Annotated in this window: 18 protein-coding genes and 2 tRNA genes; 8 read left to right on the top strand and 12 right to left on the bottom strand. The window is 74.1% G+C overall.

Features of this window, described 5'->3' with window-relative positions:
• The first annotated feature begins 218 nt into the window (after positions 1-218).
• Both NDAS_RS18790 and NDAS_RS18785 read left to right on the top strand, forming a co-directional pair.
• Positions 219-295 (top strand) — tRNA-Met (locus NDAS_RS18790).
• Positions 296-544: 249 nt separating this feature from the next.
• A tRNA-Met gene (locus tag NDAS_RS18785) sits at positions 545-621 on the top strand.
• A gap of 85 nt (positions 622-706) precedes the next feature.
• Here the strand turns inward: NDAS_RS18785 and NDAS_RS18780 are convergent.
• From NDAS_RS18780 to hisN, 6 genes are all read right to left on the bottom strand, one after another.
• On the bottom strand, positions 707-1,426 hold the full coding sequence (locus NDAS_RS18780; RefSeq protein ID WP_013154799.1) for an ABC transporter ATP-binding protein: 720 nt from the start codon (positions 1,424-1,426) through the stop codon (positions 707-709).
• On the bottom strand, positions 1,427-2,458 hold the full coding sequence (locus tag NDAS_RS18775) for an HlyD family efflux transporter periplasmic adaptor subunit (protein ID WP_013154798.1): 1,032 nt from the start codon (positions 2,456-2,458) through the stop codon (positions 1,427-1,429). It lies immediately after the preceding gene.
• Between the two features lie 10 nt (positions 2,459-2,468).
• Complete coding sequence (locus tag NDAS_RS18770; RefSeq protein WP_013154797.1) at positions 2,469-3,725, bottom strand: ABC transporter permease; 1,257 nt, start codon at positions 3,723-3,725, stop codon at positions 2,469-2,471.
• 199 nt (positions 3,726-3,924) lie between these two features.
• Entirely contained in the window at positions 3,925-4,338 is a 414-nt protein-coding gene (locus NDAS_RS18765) for a hypothetical protein (protein WP_013154796.1), read from the bottom strand.
• Positions 4,339-4,532: 194 nt separating this feature from the next.
• The gene (locus NDAS_RS18760) at positions 4,533-5,048 is read right to left on the bottom strand and encodes a hypothetical protein (RefSeq protein WP_013154795.1); all 516 of its coding nucleotides are present in this window, start codon (positions 5,046-5,048) and stop codon (positions 4,533-4,535) included.
• Positions 5,049-5,112: 64 nt separating this feature from the next.
• A complete protein-coding gene (hisN, locus tag NDAS_RS18755; RefSeq protein ID WP_041552855.1) occupies positions 5,113-5,919 on the bottom strand; it encodes a histidinol-phosphatase in 807 nt (268 codons plus the stop codon).
• Positions 5,920-6,074: 155 nt separating this feature from the next.
• Here hisN and NDAS_RS18750 point away from each other — a divergent pair, with 155 nt between their 5' ends.
• Both NDAS_RS18750 and NDAS_RS18745 read left to right on the top strand, forming a co-directional pair.
• Complete coding sequence (locus NDAS_RS18750) at positions 6,075-6,659, top strand: TetR/AcrR family transcriptional regulator (RefSeq protein ID WP_013154793.1); 585 nt, start codon at positions 6,075-6,077, stop codon at positions 6,657-6,659.
• A 13-nt stretch (positions 6,660-6,672) separates the two neighbouring features.
• Complete coding sequence (locus tag NDAS_RS18745; RefSeq protein ID WP_013154792.1) at positions 6,673-6,963, top strand: DUF2087 domain-containing protein; 291 nt, start codon at positions 6,673-6,675, stop codon at positions 6,961-6,963.
• A 221-nt stretch (positions 6,964-7,184) separates the two neighbouring features.
• On the opposite strand, the gene NDAS_RS18740 is transcribed toward NDAS_RS18745, so the two are convergent.
• Positions 7,185-8,075 (bottom strand): NAD(P)-dependent oxidoreductase, encoded by an 891-nt coding sequence (locus tag NDAS_RS18740; RefSeq protein WP_013154791.1) that lies wholly within the window; start codon positions 8,073-8,075, stop codon positions 7,185-7,187.
• A gap of 96 nt (positions 8,076-8,171) precedes the next feature.
• Here NDAS_RS18740 and NDAS_RS18735 point away from each other — a divergent pair, with 96 nt between their 5' ends.
• Positions 8,172-8,528, top strand: coding sequence for a winged helix-turn-helix transcriptional regulator (locus NDAS_RS18735; protein ID WP_013154790.1), 357 nt, complete (start codon positions 8,172-8,174; stop codon positions 8,526-8,528).
• A 16-nt stretch (positions 8,529-8,544) separates the two neighbouring features.
• Here the strand turns inward: NDAS_RS18735 and NDAS_RS18730 are convergent, their stop codons facing one another.
• The 3 genes from NDAS_RS18730 to aroA are packed head-to-tail and all read right to left on the bottom strand — an operon-like array spanning position 8,545 to position 11,173.
• Positions 8,545-8,781, bottom strand: a complete 237-nt coding sequence (locus NDAS_RS18730; RefSeq protein WP_013154789.1) for a hypothetical protein — start codon at positions 8,779-8,781, stop codon at positions 8,545-8,547.
• Positions 8,782-8,813: 32 nt separating this feature from the next.
• Complete coding sequence (gene rsgA, locus NDAS_RS18725; protein WP_013154788.1) at positions 8,814-9,830, bottom strand: ribosome small subunit-dependent GTPase A; 1,017 nt, start codon at positions 9,828-9,830, stop codon at positions 8,814-8,816.
• Positions 9,827-11,173 carry a 3-phosphoshikimate 1-carboxyvinyltransferase gene (gene aroA, locus NDAS_RS18720; RefSeq protein ID WP_013154787.1) on the bottom strand — a complete coding sequence of 449 codons (1,347 nt, stop codon included), beginning with the start codon at positions 11,171-11,173 and terminating at the stop codon, positions 9,827-9,829. The genes rsgA and aroA overlap by 4 nt, the downstream gene beginning before the upstream one ends.
• A gap of 133 nt (positions 11,174-11,306) precedes the next feature.
• Here aroA and NDAS_RS18715 point away from each other — a divergent pair, with 133 nt between their 5' ends.
• Positions 11,307-12,482, top strand: a complete 1,176-nt coding sequence (locus NDAS_RS18715) for a cysteine desulfurase family protein (protein ID WP_013154786.1) — start codon at positions 11,307-11,309, stop codon at positions 12,480-12,482.
• A 30-nt stretch (positions 12,483-12,512) separates the two neighbouring features.
• On the opposite strand, the gene NDAS_RS18710 is transcribed toward NDAS_RS18715, so the two are convergent.
• Positions 12,513-13,199, bottom strand: a complete 687-nt coding sequence (locus NDAS_RS18710; protein ID WP_013154785.1) for a peptidylprolyl isomerase — start codon at positions 13,197-13,199, stop codon at positions 12,513-12,515.
• A gap of 283 nt (positions 13,200-13,482) precedes the next feature.
• Here NDAS_RS18710 and NDAS_RS18705 point away from each other — a divergent pair, with 283 nt between their 5' ends.
• Together NDAS_RS18705 and NDAS_RS18700 are read left to right on the top strand one after the other, a co-directional pair.
• Positions 13,483-14,295: a helix-turn-helix domain-containing protein gene (locus NDAS_RS18705; protein WP_013154784.1), complete on the top strand. Its 813-nt coding sequence runs from the start codon at positions 13,483-13,485 to the stop codon at positions 14,293-14,295.
• Positions 14,296-14,360: 65 nt separating this feature from the next.
• On the top strand, positions 14,361-15,569 hold the full coding sequence (locus NDAS_RS18700; RefSeq protein ID WP_013154783.1) for an amidohydrolase: 1,209 nt from the start codon (positions 14,361-14,363) through the stop codon (positions 15,567-15,569).
• Between the two features lie 70 nt (positions 15,570-15,639).
• On the opposite strand, the gene NDAS_RS18695 is transcribed toward NDAS_RS18700, so the two are convergent.
• The gene (locus NDAS_RS18695) at positions 15,640-16,464 is read right to left on the bottom strand and encodes a TIGR03089 family protein (protein WP_013154782.1); all 825 of its coding nucleotides are present in this window, start codon (positions 16,462-16,464) and stop codon (positions 15,640-15,642) included.
• Between the last annotated feature and the right edge of the window lie 24 nt (positions 16,465-16,488).

Genomic DNA, 16,488 nt, shown 5'->3' with positions numbered 1-16,488 from the left:
GCCCCCGCCCCCTCGGCGTTCCCGGGAGGCCCCGCCCGGGTGCCCGCGCGCTCCCCGGGCGCCGGAGCCGGGGATGGTGGCCGTCGGGGCGGGCCGGGCCCGCGGGGCCCACCGGGCGCCGCGTCCGGCGTTCGCCGGGGTTTCGCGGGCCCGCTGACGCGTCCGGGTCCGCCGATTTGGGTTTCGGTCCGGGGCGCGCTACTGTGTAGACACAACGACGCGGGGTGGAGCAGTTCGGTAGCTCGCTGGGCTCATAACCCAGAGGTCGCAGGTTCAAATCCTGTCCCCGCTACCAGACCCGGACCCGGGAGAAATCCCGGGTCCGTCGGTTTTCCGGATCCCCCCTTTTGCGGAGGGGAACGGAAGGCGGGTTCCTCCAGGGGAGCCCGGGCGGTCGGACCAGGGCGCAAGCGCTGGTAGGATTGCCGAAGGCGGTCGGGAAACCGACTGCCGAAGGGTGGGATCTCCACCGGTTTTCCACGCGGAAACGCAGGGAAAACCGATTTGCCACCAGGGGCCAAACCCCCTAAAATAGAGATCACGACGCGGGGTGGAGCAGTTCGGTAGCTCGCTGGGCTCATAACCCAGAGGTCGCAGGTTCAAATCCTGTCCCCGCTACCAGCAAAACGCCGGGCGCATTTCGCGCCCGGCGTTTTTCGTGTGCCCGAGCGGCGGTGCGCCGCCCGGTCTCCCGGGCGGCGCGCGCTCAGCGGGTACGGCCCTCCACGAGTTCGACCACCCGGTCGGCCCGCTCGGCCACCTTGGGGTCGTGGGTCACCACGACCACCGCCGCGTCGCGGATCCGGGCCTGCTCCAGCAACTGGTCCATGATCATGGTGCTGCTGGCGGCGTCCAGTGCGCCCGTGGGCTCGTCGGCGAGGATCAGGGCGGGCTCCCGGCTCAGCGCCCGCGCCAGGGCCACACGCTGCTGCTCACCGCCGGAGAGCTGGTGCGGCTGCGAGTGCAGCCGGTGCCCCAGCCCCACGGCCTCCAGCAGTTCGCGGGCCCGCGCCCGGCGGCGCAGCAGCGGCACGCCGCCGAGCACCATCGGCACGCCGACGTTGGCCAGGGCGGTCCGCCGCTCCAGCAGGTGGAACTGCTGGAACACGAAGCCGATCCCCTCGCCGCGCAGGCGCGACCTCGGGCCCTCGCCCAGGCGGGTGGTGTCCACGCCGTCGAACGTGTACGTGCCGCCGCTGGGCCGGTCGAGCAGGCCCAGCACGTTGAGCAGGGTGGACTTGCCCGAGCCGGACTGGCCGACGATCGCCACCACCTCGCCCCGCCCCACCCGGAACGTGCAGTCGCGCAGCACGTCGATCCGGGCCCCCGACACCGTGAAGTGCCGGGTCATCCCCGCCACGTCCAGCAGGGGCGCCGGGCGGGCGTGGCGCGGCGCGGCCTCGGGGGCCGGTGCGTCGACGGACATCTAGCCCTCACCCTCCTCGACGAACGCGTCCTCGGGGTCGTGCGCGCCGGGCACGTCGAACCGGGGGTCGAGCGGGATCGGGTCCAGGACCGTCTCGCCGATGCTCAGTCCCTCGGTGACCTCCACGGAGGACCCGTCGGAGACGCCCAGCACCACCTCGCGGGTCTCCTCGGTGCCGTCCTCGCCCACCACCACGACCTCGCCCGACCCGGCGGTGCCGCGCACCGCGGTCACGGGGACGATGATCGCGTTCGTGGCCGCGCCGGTGCTGACCGACAGCTGTCCCTGGACGCCCTCGAAGACCTCCAGGTCGGCGGGCACGCGGCAGGCCAGCTCGGCCCCGCCGCCGCCCCCGCCGGCGTCCTCGGTGCCCTCGCGGCCCCCGTCCCCGGGGACGGGGGCGCCGCCCTCGGCCGTGCCCAGGGACAGGAACTCGCACGCGGCGGCGGGCGGCCCCTGGTCGATCTGGAGCAGGATGTCCTCGGGGTCCTCGTAGAACCGGTAGAGGTCGTTGGGCGGGATCGACGCGACGGCCCGGAACTCCTCGGGGGCGACCGTGGCCACCACCGCGCCGGGCTCCAGCACGTCGCCGACCATGACGTCCTCCAGCCCCGACACCGTTCCGGCGGCGGGCGCGTACAGGGTGACCTCCTCGGTGGTGGGGGCGTCGGGGGCCTGGCCGTCCTCCCCGGTGACGGGCGCGCCCTCGGCGGGCACCCTCACGTTGACCACCGGGGCGCCCCGGTCGACCTCGGCGCCCTCGCCCACCCACAGGTGGGAGACCGTACCCCCGTTGCGGGCCTCGACCGCCTCGCCGGGCTCGGCCCGGACGACGGCGTCCAGCACCAGCACGGAGCTGACCTCTCCCAGCACCACCTCGACCGGGGCCCCGCCCACGTCCAGGGCGGCCTCCTGCATGCCGGCGTCCTCTCCGGCGCCCGGGCCGCCCAGACGGGACACCAGGAGGTAGCCGGCGCCGGTCAGTCCTCCCACGAGGACCAGGACCGCGCCGATGATGATCCACTTCTTCACGTGATGTCTCCTATTCCCGGAGTCCGGCGACCACGGACGCGCGCAGCGCCCGCATCGCGGGGATGATCCCGGCCAGCATCCCGACGAGGGCGGCGCTGCCCAGGCCGACGAGTACTCCGGACGCGGGGATGACGAGGGGGACGTCGGCGGGCAGCGACACGACGCCGCCCAGCACCGCGCCGACAGCGGCCAGCAGGGCCCAGCATGCGGCCAGCGCGATGAGCCCGGCCACCAGGGACACCACGACCGACTCCATGACCACGGCCACGAACAGGGTGAACCGGCTCGCGCCCAGGGCGCGGTAGGTGGCCAGTTCGCGGCGGCGTTCGCGCACGGTGACCAGTCCCACGTTGAGCACGCCCAGCAGGCCGGTGGTGAGGGTGACGGCGGCGATGCCGGTCAGACCCCAGGACATGTAGGTGATGACCTGGCCGATCTCCTCGGCGTAGTCCGTGCGGTAGGCCATGACGGCCTCCTGGTCCTCCACGCCCCAGCGCCAGGACACCGACGCCAGCCGCTCGGAGAAGACCTCGCCCCACGGGTCCCGCGCCGCGGGGTCGCTGGGGTCGATCCTCACCTGGTAGGTGGTCATGTCGCCCATGAGGAACGGGTCGGCCGACTCCTCCTGCTCCTGGGCGCCGGTGGAGGTCCCGAAGAGCAGTTCCTCGGAGGCGGGGGCGCGCAGCAGGTAGGCGCTGTACCAGCCCATGTCCAGCGCGGAGCCCTCCAGGACGCCGATGACGCGCACGTCCGTCCACTGGTCGGTGCCGACCTGGACGCGGGTGAGGTCGCCCAGCGCGTTCGCGAGTTCCTCGTTGACGACCATGACCGGGGCCAGTGACTCGGTGTCGGCCTCGGTGAACCAGCGGCCCTCGGCCAGGTTCATCCGCCGGATGTCGCCCAGGGTGGGGTCCACGCCGAGGAACTCCACGTCGGGCAGGACGGAGCCGCCGGAGCGGATCGAGGGGACCTGGGAGGGCCTGTGGTAGATCGAGATGTCCTGGCCGCCCGCCCGGACCAGGTCCTGCTCGAAGGCGGCGCGGTCGGTGACCCGGCCGTGCACGGTGACCTCCAGGGTCGCCGGGCGGCCCGCGTTGGCCTCGCTGTAGGCGGTGGCGAAGCGCTGGCCGAAGTCACTGGCGCTGACCACGAGGATCAGCGCGCCGACACCGACGACGATGCCCGCGCAGGACAGGATGGTCCGGGCCACGTTGGCCCGTGAACCGGCGAAGGCCAGCACGATCCCGGCTGTGAGGGAACGCAGCATTCGGCCCCTTCCCGTGATGTCTGTGAGATCCGGACGCCGCGACGGCGGCGGCGGGATACCCGCGGGGGTGGCGGGGTTTCACCAGACTCATCGTGGAAGGGGACGGTTTCGGTTCAACCCGGCGGCGCGAATTTCGGGCCGCCGTTTCGGGCTGTGCGTAGGGGGGAGGGGCGGTTGGGGACGCGGCGCGACCCGGGCCTCAGACCGCCTCGAAGCCGTCGCAGGTGAGCGGCGTCCCGGAGCCGGTGTCCGACCAGACCACCGTGTGCACCCCGGTGGAGGGGTCGCCCCCGGCTCCCTCGAAGTCGTCGGGGTAGCGCACGCGGGTCCACTCGCCGGGGGAGACCGCCGCCTCGGTGGCGGCGGTGCCGCCGCGGGGTCCGATGACGGAGACGGTCACCGAGTCGGTGTCCGCGTCCTCCGGCGCCAGGACGCCCAGTTCGACGGGGCCGTCCGCGGCCGTGCGCGGCGCCTCGGTGCGCCAGAGGCGGGCGGTCCGGCCGTCCACGGCGACACCGACGACGATGCCCGCGCAGGACAGGATGGTCCGACAAACGAAGACCCGTGAACCGGCGAAGGCCAGCACGAACACGGCTGTGAGGGAACGCAGCATTCGGTCTCTCCCCGTGATGTATGGACGCCTTATGCGACGGCGGCGGACGGGATACCCGCGGGGGTGGCGGGGTTTCACCAGACTCATCGTGGAAGGGGACGTTTCAGGTTCAACCGGCGGCGCGAATTTCGGGCCGCCGTTTCGGGCTGTGCGTAGGGGGGAGGGGCGGTTGGGGACGCGGCGCGACCCGGGCCTCAGACCGCCTCGAAGCCGTCGCAGGTGAGCGGCGTCCCGGAGCCGGTGTCCGACCAGACCACCGTGTGCACCCCGGTGGAGGGGTCGCCCCCGGCTCCCTCGAAGTCGTCGGGGTAGCGCACGCGGGTCCACTCGCCGGGGGAGACCGCCGCCTCGGTGGCGGCGGTGCCGCCGCGGGGTCCGATGACGGAGACGGTCACCGAGTCGGTGTCCGCGTCCTCCGGCGCCAGGACGCCCAGTTCGACGGGGCCGTCCGCGGCCGTGCGCGGCGCCTCGGTGCGCCAGAGGCGGGCGGTCCGGCCGTCCACGGCGGGCACGCACAGGTACCTGGCGGGGTCGAAAGCGGTGTCGGGGACGCCCAGGCCGGGGCCCTCGCCCCGTACGGAGGAGCGCACGGTGTCGGCGATCATCTCGCCCAGCTGTCCGGGACCGTGCCCGTGGCCACCGCCGCAGGCGGTGGCCAGCAGGACCGCGGCCGCGCACAGGACGGCCCGCAGGGGTGTCGTGTTCAGCACACCACCGCACGTTACTACGTACGGTGCTCACCTGTGTACCCGCTGTCGTGCCCGGGGGTGGGGCTCAGACGCGGCGCAGCGGGGTGGGGCCGCCGTTGAGCCAGGTCAGCACCTGGTCGTGGATCTCCCCGTTGGTGCACACCAGGGGGCCGCCGTCCTCGAAGCCCTCGCCGCGCAGGTTGGTGGCCCGTCCGCCCGCCTCCTCCAGGATGACGGGCAGCGGCGCGGCGTCCCACAGCGACAGCTCGGGCTCGGCGGAGATGTCCACGACGCCCTCGGCGACCATCACGTGCGACCAGAAGTCGCCGTAGGCGCGGGTGCGCCAGACCGAGCGGGTCAGGCCGAGGAAGGAGTCGAGGCGGCCCTGCTGCTCCCAGCCGGTCAGCGAGGAGAAGCTCAGCGAGGACTCCGACAGCTCCGACACCTTGGACACGTGGCAGCGCGAGGCCTTGGACAGGCTGCGGCCCTGCCAGGCGCCGCCACCCCGGGAGGCCCACCAGCGGCGGTACAGCGCCGGGGCCGAGACCACGCCCACCACGGGGCGGTCCCCCTCCAGCAGGGCGATCAGGGTCGCCCACACCGGGACGCCGCGGACGTAGTTCGCGGTGCCGTCGATGGGGTCGATGACCCACACCCGGTTGCTGTTGCCCGTCTTGCCGTACTCCTCGCCCACCACGGCGTCGCGGGGCCGGGCGCGGGAGAGCACGCCGCGCAGCGTCTCCTCCACCATCCGGTCGGCCTCGGTGACGTGGGTGAAGTCGGGTTTGGTGTCGACGACGAGGTCGAGCGCCCGGAAGCGCTTGAGCGCGATGTCGTCGGCAGCGTCGGCGAGCACGTGGGCCAGCCGGAGGTCATCGTCAAAGGACACCATGACCGGTAACGCTACCCTCACGGGCACGAACATGGCCAAAGGGACGCACACGCGTGACCAGAGTGTTAGGTCCCGATCGCCCGGGGCCGCGGGAGCGGCGGCCCGGCGGGGCGTCGGGGATGTCGTCCGCGGCGGCGGATGCGAGGATGGGGAGCATGGACACCGCGAACCGACAGGGACGCGCCGAGGGCACCTCGGCGCGGGAGCGGTTGCTGGACGCCGCCTACGCCGAGGTCGTCTCGGGCGGCTGGTCCGAACGGCGTATGGCGGACATCGCGGCGGTCGCCCGGGTGTCGCGCCAGACCCTGTACAACGTGTTCGGCAGCAAGGAGGGCCTGCTCCAGGCCGTCGTGGTACGCGAGGTCAACGCGCTGCTGGACCGGGTGGTGCGCCTCCTGGAGGAGGAGGGCGAGAACCCGCCGCACGCGGTGAGCCGGGCCACGCGCCTGGTGCTGCTGTCCGCCCGCGACAACCCGCTGCTGCGCGCGGTGGTGACCGGGGACCACGGGCTCCTGCCGGTGCTCACCACGCGCTCCGAGCCCCTGCTGGGCGTCCTGGGCGAGCGCATCACCGCCCTGCTGGGGGAGCGCTACCCGGAGCTGGCCGACTCCGCCGCCGAGGTCGCGGCCGACGTCGCCCTGCGCCTGACGGTGTCCTACTCACTGCAGCCCATCGACCCCGACGAGGCCGCGCGCAGGGTCGAGACGGTCGTGCACGGGATGCTGATGGTCGGCCGCTGAGGGAGGTGGCGGCGTGGTGGAGGGTCCGCTGACGGAGAGCGAGCGCCGGGAGGTGCTGCGCGCCTGCATGGCCGACGGGCGGATCACCGCGATCCCGGTCCGACGCGCCGCCCGGCTGGTCCTGCTCGACCAGGTGGCCCGGGCCTTCGAACCGGGGGTGCGCTACAGCGAGGCCGAGGTCAACGCGGTCCTGAGCGGGTTCAGCGCCAACGTGGCGGTGCTGCGCCGCGGCCTGGTCGACGAGGGGTTCATGGAGCGCGACCGCACCCGGTACTGGCGCTGCGGCGGGACCGTGGAGGTCTGACCCCAGAAGGCGTCGCCGGTGCGGTTCCGGGGACTTCGAGCTGTGATGGTCCTGTGCCCGTAGCCGGTGCCGGCGCCCGAACCCCGCTACGGGTACGGGGTCACGCCGCGGAGCACCGGCACGACGGACCCTTCCGGCCGGCGCCGCCCCGGGGCCCTGACCGGGCGGCCGCAGTCGGCGGAAGCCGGTGCGGCTGCCCGGTGAGCGCGGCCCGCCCGCGTTCAGCGGCGGGACGCGGCGAGCAGGTCCACCACCCCCGTATCGTCCTCGTCGCCGTGGCCCCCGGCGAGGCGGCGCTCCATCAGCTCCGCGTACGGTGCGAGGAGTTCGGTGCTCACCCCCCGTTCCTCGGCGGTGCGCAGCAGGGTCCGGTTGCCCCTCACCCGCATGGCGAGGTTGGACACGACGCCCGTGGTGTAGTCGCCGCTCTCCAACTGCTCCGCGGTGGTGTGGACGCCGAGGGTCATCGCGCCCAGCCAGTCCGCCAGCAGGGACGCGAACCCCTTCAGCGGCACGTCCTCGTCGCGGACCAGGGCGAAGGCGTGCGCGACCCCGGCGAACATGCCGCTCATCGCGCTGAGCAGGGCCACGTCGTACAGGTCGGCCAGCCCGGCGTCCTCGCCGACGAACACGGTCCCGGCCACGGCGGACAGGGCCGTCTCGTGCTCGGCGAAGGCCTCCTCGGAACCGCTGTAGAACACGTACCCGCCCGAGCCGGGGGCGCCGATCATCGGCGGAACGGCCATGACGCCGCCGCTGACGAAGCGGGCGCCGCGCCCGCGCGCCCACTCCGCGCGGGCCCGTGCCTGGTCCGGCGTCCCGGTGGTGAGGTTGAACAGGTCCCGGTCCGCCAGGTCGGCGTCGGCCAGCACCGCGCCCACGGAGTCGTCGTCGAGCAGGCAGGCCACCACCAGGCGGGCGGAGGCCACCGCCCCGGCCGCCGTCGCGGCGACGTCGGCGCCCTCCCGGGCCAGCGGCTCGGCTCGGGACGGGGTCCGGTTCCAGACGGTCAGCGGGTACCCGGCGGCGAGCCAGGCCCGGGCGAGTGCGGTGCCCATGTCCCCGAGCCCGAGCAGGGCGACGCGGGGCTTGTCGGTGTCGTGTGCGTTCATGTGCACTAGGCTCGTCGCCCGTCGGAGCCCCGACAAGTACGCACTTCGGAGTGCGTGCGCACTCCGGGGTAAGCGTGCTGGTGGGAGGGAGGGGCGATGGTCGGCGTACGGAGGCCCGGCGCGTACCACTGCGGCATCGACGCGGCGATGGACGTCATCGGCGGCAGGTGGAAGGTGCTGATCCTGTGGGCGTTGGAGGAGGAGCCGCGCCGCTTCGGTGAGCTGCGCCGGACGCTCGACGGCGTCACCGAGAAGGTCCTGGCCTCCCACCTGCGCGAGCTGGAGCAGGACGGGGTCGTGCACCGGGAGGACTTCGGCGAGGTGCCGCCCCGGGTCGAGTACTCGCTCACCCCGCTGGGGGAGTCCCTGAACGAGGCCCTGGCCCCGCTCGGGGCCTGGGGCCGCGCGCACGTCATCGACACCGGGGAGCCGGTGGACGCCCGTCGGCGCTGACGCCCGGGGCCGCCCGTCACCGTTCGACGGAGTGCTTCCCCGGGGCGCCTCGACGCCGGAGGGGCCGTACGAGGAGGACCGCCTGCCAGGCGAGCGCGACGACGGCGAGCCCGAGGAGCACGTAGGCGAGTACCGTCAGGTCCGGCCCGCCGTTCCCCATCCATATGTCCAGGAGCACCGCCGCTGTCACGAGGAGGGCGCTGGCGGCCCCCGTGACGCCCACCGCGCTCGTACGCCTGTCGTCGTCCTTCATGGGGTTCCTCCGGGAACAGGGGGTGGTGCCGGTCAGGACTCGTTCTCGTCAGTGCCGGCCGCGTCTCCCTCGCGGCTGGTGAGCAGACGGCGCAGGGAGGCCACGCGGTCCGGGTCGAGTTCCCCCCGCTCCAGCGCGGCCTGGATCGCGCAGCCGGGGGCGTCTGGCTGGTGGGAGCACCCCGCGGGGCAGTCCTCGGCGGCCTCGGCCAGGTCGGCGAAGCCCTCGACGATGTCCTCGGGGTCGATGTGGGCCAGGCCGAAGCTGCGCACGCCCGGGGTGTCGATCAGCCAGCCGCCCTCGAAGGGCAGCGCGGCGGCGGACGTGGAGGTGTGGCGGCCCCGTCCGGTGACGGCGTTGACGTGGCCCACGGCCCGGTCGGTGCCGGGGACGAGCCGGTTGACCAGGGTGGACTTGCCCACCCCGGAGGAGCCCACGAGCACGGTGGTGCGGTCGGCCAGACGGGCGCGCAGGCCGTCCAGGCCGCTCTCGGGGTCGAGCACCTCGTAGGGCACGCCCAGGGGCGCGTACACCCGCACCAGCTCGTCCGGGTCGGCCAGGTCGGCCTTGGTCAGGCACAGCAGGGGTGCGAGCCCGGCGTCGTAGGCGGCGACCAGACAGCGGTCCACGAAGCGCGGCTGCGGCGCGGGGTCGGCCAGGGCGCAGACGATCGCCAGCTGGTCGGCGTTGGCCACGATCACCCGCTCGACCGGGTCGGTGTCGTCGGCCGTGCGTCTGAGCACGGACGCCCGCTCCCTGACCCGCACGACGCGGGCCAGGGTGTCGGGTCTGCCGGACAGGTCGCCGACCACGTCGACGCGGTCGCCGACCACGATCGAGCCGCGGCCCAGCTCGCGGGCCTTCATCGCCACGACGGGAACGCCGTTGACCAGACAGCGGTACCGGCCCCGGTCCACGGCGGTGACCAGGCCCTCCACGGCGTTCTCGTGCTTGGGCCGGTTGCGGGTGCGGGGGCGCGAACCGCCCCGGGCGCGCACGCGGATGTCGTCCTCGTCCAGGTGGCGTCCCCCGCCCCGCGTGCGGCTCACGCCAGGGCCTCCGCCCACAGGCCCGGGAAGTCGGGCAGGGTCTTGCGCGTGGTGGCGATGTTCTCCACCTCCACGCCGGGCACCGCGAGCCCGATCACCGCCCCCGAGGTGGCCATCCGGTGGTCGTCGTAGGAGTGGAACACCCCGCCGCGCATCGGGCGCGGGTTGATGACCAGTCCGTCGGGCAGCTCCTCGGCGTCGCCGCCCAGCCGGTTGATCTCGGCGGCCAGCGCGGCGATCCGGTCGGTCTCGTGGCGGCGCAGGTGCGCGATGCCGGTCAGCCGGGAGGGGGTCGTGGCGAGCGCGGCCACGGCGGCCACGGTGGGCGTGAGCTCGCCCACGTCGCGCAGGTCGGCGTCGATGCCCAGGATCCGGCCGGTGCCGCGCAGGGTGAGCAGTCCCTCGGGCGAGCGGGAGACCTCGCCGCCCATCCGGGTGAACAGCGAACGCAGCTCGTCGCCGGGCTGGCTGGTGTGCTCCGGCCACCCCTCGATCGTCACCTCGCCCCCGGTGACCAGGGCGGCGGCCAGGAAGGGCGCGGCGTTGGACAGGTCGGGCTCCACGGTGATGTCGGAGACCTTGACCGGTCCCGGCTCGACCCTCCAGGAGTTGTCGGCGGTGGACACGGTGACCCCGGCCGCGCGCAGCATCTCCACGGTCATGTCCAGGTGCGGCTGGGAGGGCACCGGGGGACCGGAGTGGCGCACGTGCACGCCCTCGGTGAAGCGGGCGCCGCTCAGGAGCAGGGCCGACACGAACTGGGAGGAGCCGGACGCGTCGAGCGTCACCTCGCCGCCGTGCACGGCGCCGGTGCCGTGCACGGCCATCGGCAGCGCGCCGCGGCCGCCGTCGTCGATGTCGGCGCCCAGGGCGCGCAGGGCGGCCAGCAGCTCGCCCACGGGCCGCTCGCGGGCGCGCGGGTCGCCGTCGAACTCCACCGTGCCCGAGGCCAGGGCCGCCACCGGCGGCACGAACCGCATCACCGTGCCCGCGTTGCCGACGTCGACGGAGGCCGGGCCGCGCAGCGGGGCGGGGGTGACCGCCATGTCCTCCCCCTCGGTGGTGATCCCCACACCCAGGGCGCGCAGGGAGCCCGCCATCAGCTCGCTGTCCCGGCTGACCAGCGGGCGGCGCACCAGGCACGGCGTCTCCGACAGGGCGGCCAGGACCAGCGCGCGGTTGGTCATCGACTTGGACCCCGGCAGCGACAGCCGGGCGCGCACCGGCCGCTCGGCCGTGGGCGCGGGCCAGTGCCCGCCGGGGGCCCCGGCCGGGCTCGGGGACGGTGCGGTCTCGGGGTTCTGGCCGGACTGGACGGGCTGCGAGGACGCGGACTCAGGCATGACACAAGGTTATCGGGAGCGGCGCGGCCGCAGGGGAACGCCTTCCCGCCTGTGGACAACGCGTCGGATGCGTGCGGCCACGGCGGGCCCGGAGAGGCCGGACGACCCGGGACGGACGTATCCTTGTCAGGCCATGGTGTATCTGGATCACGCTGCCACGACCGACGTGCGCCCCGAGGTCGCCGCCGACGTCGCGGCCGAGCTCGGCGCCCTCGGGAACCCGTCGTCCCTGCACGGCCACGGGCGCGCCGCGCGCCGCACGGTGGAGGAGGCGCGCGAACGCCTGGCCGGTGCGCTCGGCTCGACCCCGCACGAGGTGGTCTTCACCGGGGGCGGCACCGAGTCGGACAACATCGCCGTCAAGGGCCTGTACTGGGCGCGCAACACGCCCGACGCACGCAGGCCCAGGATTCTCACCAGTGCCGTCGAGCACCACGCCGCCCTCGACCCCGCGCACTGGATGGCCGAGCACCAGGGGGCCGTGCACGAGAAGATCCCCGTGGACGCGCTGGGCCGGGTGGACCCCGAGGTCCTGCGGGAGGCGATCGAGGGCGGCTCCGGCCCCGAGGCGGTCGCGCTCGTCTCGGTCATGTGGGCCAACAACGAGGTGGGCACGGTGCAGCCGGTCCGGGAGCTGGCCGCCGTCGCCGCCGAGTACGGCATCCCCTTCCACACCGACGCCGTCCAGGCCGTGGGCGTGGAACCGGTCGACTTCGCCGGGAGCGGGGTGAGCGCGCTGACGGTCAGCGGCCACAAGCTCGGCGGCCCGGTGGGCGCGGGCGCGCTGCTGGTCGCGCGCGGCCTGGCCCCGGTGCCGGTCCTGCACGGTGGCGGCCAGGAGCGCGACATCCGCTCGGGCACCCTGTCCCCGCCGCTGCTGCGCGGACTGGCCACGGCCGTCCACCTGGCGGTCGCCGAACGCGAGGAGCACTCCAAGCACCTGGCGGGCCTGCGGGACGAGCTGGAGGAGCGGGTCCGCGAGGCGGTGCCCGACGCGGTCGTCAACGGCGACCCCGCGCGCAGGCTGCCGGGGATCTCGCACATCTCCTTCCCCGGCTGCGAGGGGGACGCGCTGCTCATGCTCCTGGACGCCAAGGGCATTTCCTGCTCGACCGGCTCGGCCTGCTCGGCGGGGGTGGCCCAGCCCAGCCACGTGCTGCTGGAGATGGGCGCCGACGCCGGGACCGCGCTGAGCAGCCTGCGTCTGTCGCTGGGCCGCACCTCCACCCGGGAGGACGTGGCGGCGCTGGCGCGGGCCATCGGACCGGCCGTGGAGCGGGCCAGGGCCGCCCGCGCCAGACGCCGTTAGGCGGACGCGGCGGCCCCGGACACGGGCCGTCTACTCCGCGCGGTGCACGGTGACGGACTCGATGGTCACGTCCTGGGTGGGGCGGTCGTTCATGTCGGTCTCGACGTTGGCGATGCCGTTCACCACCTCCATGGACGCCTCGTCCGCGACGTGCCCGAAGATCGTGTGCATGCCGTTCAGGTGCGGGGTGGGCTCGACGGTGATGAAGAACTGCGAGCCGTTGGTGTCCGGGCCGCGGTTGGCCATGGCCAGCACGCCCGGCTCGGAGAACTCGCGGCCGGAGTCGAACTCGTCCTCGAAGGTGTAGCCCGGGCCGCCCTGGCCGGTGCCCTGCGGGTCGCCGCCCTGGATCATGAAGTCGTCGATCACCCGGTGGAACACGGTGCCGTCGTAGAACGCGGCCTCGCCCGTCGCCGGGTTGGGCACGCCCTCGCCCTCGGCCAGGCCCACGAAGTTGGCCACCGTGACGGGCGCCTCCTCGGGGAACAGCTCCAGTTCGATGTCGCCCTCGCTGGTGTGCAGCGTGGCGCCCTCGACTCCGGTGACGTCCACCTCGGCGGGGCTGCCGGTCTGCTCGGAGGCGGTCTCCTCCGGCGTGCCGCCGCCCTCCGATCCGCCCTGGTCGGCCGGGGCTGCGGCGCCGTTGGCGCAGGCGGAGGCGGCGAGCAGGGCGGTGCAGGCCAGGAGGGCTGTCGCCGGGAGGGGCAGAAGCTTCATCGGTTCACTTCCGGAAATGAGGATCGCGGCTGGGCGGCACACAGGCTACTCGGCCGGGGGAAGTGCCCTCGTCAGCGGGTTGGCTTTCCGTCATGGCGCGACCACGGTCCGCCCCCGAGGCCGCTCCGCCGCGACGCCCCGATGACTTGTCACGGATCGCCGTACCCGTCCGGTCGCTTGACCGGCGACCCCGGCACGGGAGAGGGTCGGAAGAGGACGGGGCGGGGCGCCGGCGGTGTGCCGGGAGCGAGGCCCCGCCTGGCGCTGGAGGGAGGGAAGTGGATTGAACACCGCACTGCCGTCCGCGATGTGGCTCCCCTTCGCCGCGAGGGTACTGCGCGCGCGCTCCGACAGGGGGCTCTCACGCGCCGAACTCGCCGCGACGGTCGGGGTGACCGACGACAAGCTCCGCGAGGTGGAGAGCGCGCACTGCCGGCCGGCCCGCTCGCTGGTCGAACGGGTGGACACCGCCCTGGGCGCCGAACACCAGCTCGTGGACGCCTGGGCGATCACCCTCCAGGCCGAGGCCTTCCCCAACGAGTTCGGCGACCAGCGCGAGCTGGGCGTCCACGCCACCCACCTGTGGGAGCACCAGCCCATGGCGGTCCCGGTGTTCCTGCGCACCCGCGAGTACTCGCGCGCGGTGCTGCGCCCGCGCCATCCGGACCTGTCCCCGGACGAGGTCGAGGAGATGGTGGAGGAGGAGATGGCCCACCGGGCCGCGATGACCGGGACGGAGGGGCCCGTGCTGCGGGTGGTCCTCAACGAGTCGGCCCTCCAGCGGCCGCAGGGCGGCGCCGCCGTCCTCAACGCCCAGCGCGACTTCCTCGCCGACCTGATCGAGGCGGGCATCGTCACCATGGGAGTCATCCCCGAGCAGACCCCGAACCACCCCGGTCTGGGCGGCGCCTTCCGGCTGATGGAGTTCGCCGACCGCCCCAGCATGGTCTACGCGTTCGCGGCCGAGGGCGGGGACCTGACCGCCGAACCCGAGCAGGTGGGCCGCTGCACCACGGTGCGCGACGCCATCGAGGCCGCGACCGTGGAACTCACGCCGGGGTCGGAGCTGCTCACCGCCCGCTGGCCGGCGGGGTAGCGGGCCGTCCGCCCGAGCCCAGGAGGGCTTGGGGATACGCCCCGTGATGGGCTAGGTTGCCCGCCATGGATATCGCGATCACATCCGGATACGTCGTTCCCGTCGACGGAGACCCCATCGACGGGGGCACCGTCCTCATCTCCGACGGCCGGATCGCCGCCGTCGGCGCCGACGTCACGGTCCCCGAGGGGGCCACCGTCGTCGACGCCTCCGGCAAGTGGGTGCTCCCCGGCTTCGTGGAGGCCCACGGCCACATCGGCATCGACGAGGAGGGCGTCGGCTGGGCCGGTGACGACACCAACGAGATGACCGACCCCAACGGCGCCCGCATGCGCGCGCTGGACGCCATCAACCCCGCCGACCGCGGCTTCGCCGACGCCCTGTCCGGAGGCGTCACCAGCTCGGTCGTCAAGCCCGGTTCGGGCAATCCCATCGGCGGCCAGACCGTGGCGATCAAGTGCTGGGGCCGCAGCATGGAGGACCGCCTGATCCGGCACCCGGCCAGCGTCAAGAGCGCCCTGGGCGAGAACCCCAAGCGGGTCTACGGCAACAAGGACAAGCTGCCCTCCACCCGCCAGGGCGTGGCCGCCGTCATCCGCGACGCCTTCACCAGGGCCCAGGACTACCGGGCCAGGCGCGAGCACGCGGCCTCGGAGGGCACCCCGTTCGAGCGGGACACCACCCTGGAGGTGCTGGTCCGGGTCCTGGACGGCGAACTCCCCTGGTGCCAGCACACGCACCGCGCCGACGACATCCACACCGCGATGCGCCTGTCCGACGAGTTCGGCTACCGGCTGATCATCAACCACTGCACCGAGGGCCACCTGCTGGCCGACGAGATCGCCGCGCGCGGCATCCCCGTCATCACCGGTCCGCTCATGACCAGCCGCTCCAAGGTCGAGGTCAACAACAAGACCCTGGCCAACCCCGGCATCCTCGACCGGGCGGGCGTCAAGGTCGCCCTGACCACCGACCACCCGGTCGTCCCGATCGAGTTCCTGGTCCACCAGGCCACCCTGTGCGTCAAGGAGGGCATGGACCCGCGCTCCGCGATCCGCGCCCTCACGGTCAACCCCGCCGAGATCATGGGCATCTCCGACCGGGTCGGCTCCCTCAAGCCGGGCCTGGACGCCGACGTGGTCGTGTGGTCGGGCGACCCGCTGGACGTGATGAGCCGCGCCCTGCGCGTGTTCGTCGAGGGCCGCGAGGTCTACACCTACGACGAGGCCACACGCGAGCGCACCGTGCTCGACGCCTACTACCGCGAGGGGTGAGCGGCCGCGCCGGGACCCCCCGACCCCGGGTCGCCGGACGCGCCGCCCAGGAGCCCGCGGGACACGTCCCCTAGGAGAGCCCCACCGTCCGGAAGGGGGCCCCGTCCGGCAGCGCCGCGCCACCGGCCCCCTCCGCCCCGCGCACCGCCACGGTGACCTTCTCCATGCCGGTCCTGCGCAGCACCTCGTCCGGGCCCGCGGAGCCCAGCGGCGTCAGGACGAGCGGCGCGCCCGCCGCGACCGGGGCCAGCAGCAGCTCCGCGCCCTCCCCGAGCAGGGTCAGCGGGGCGTCGGGTTCGGCGAACAGCGCCACCCGGTCCCCGGCGTCCAGCTCCCACCGCCGCGCCCGGTCGCGGCCCCCGGCGGTCAGCTCCGCGCCGGTCCGGACGCCGGGGCCGCGCAGAGCGGGCGCCCCCGGGTCCACGGGGTAGGGCGAGAAGTGGTCGCCGTGCCCGCGCACCTCCACCGAGTAGTCGAGCACCATGGGCGGCACCTCGGCCAGCGGCAGCCCCAGCGGGTGCAGGGACGTGCCCACCACCTCCTCGGCTCCGCTGTCCAGGGCGGCCTCCAGGCGGTCGGCGTCGGCCACGGCGACCTGGGCGCCCTCGGGCAGGTCCGCGCCGGGCCGCGCGAACTCCGCCACGGCCCCCACCGACCAGCACGAGACCAGCCACACCAGCGACTGCCAGTGCACCGGCAGGGCCAGCACCACCCGGTCGTCCGGCTGCGCCCCCAAGCCGTCCACCAGCATGTTCGCGGTCTTGGACACCCAGTTGTCGAAGGTGGCGCGCGACAGCTCCACCCGGCCGCCCGAGGCGTCGTAGGAGGTCACGAAGGGTCGGGACGGGTCGTCGGAGACCAGGGCGCGCCACAGCTGCGCGGGAGTTTCGGACATGCCCGCCACTCTAGGGCGTCGCGC

Origin of the sequence: Nocardiopsis dassonvillei subsp. dassonvillei DSM 43111, assembly GCF_000092985.1 — a bacterium.
GTDB classification, from domain to species: domain Bacteria; phylum Actinomycetota; class Actinomycetes; order Streptosporangiales; family Streptosporangiaceae; genus Nocardiopsis; species Nocardiopsis dassonvillei.
The sequence above is the reverse complement of the archived record's forward strand: the minus strand, read 5'-3'. Positions and strand labels throughout refer to the sequence as shown.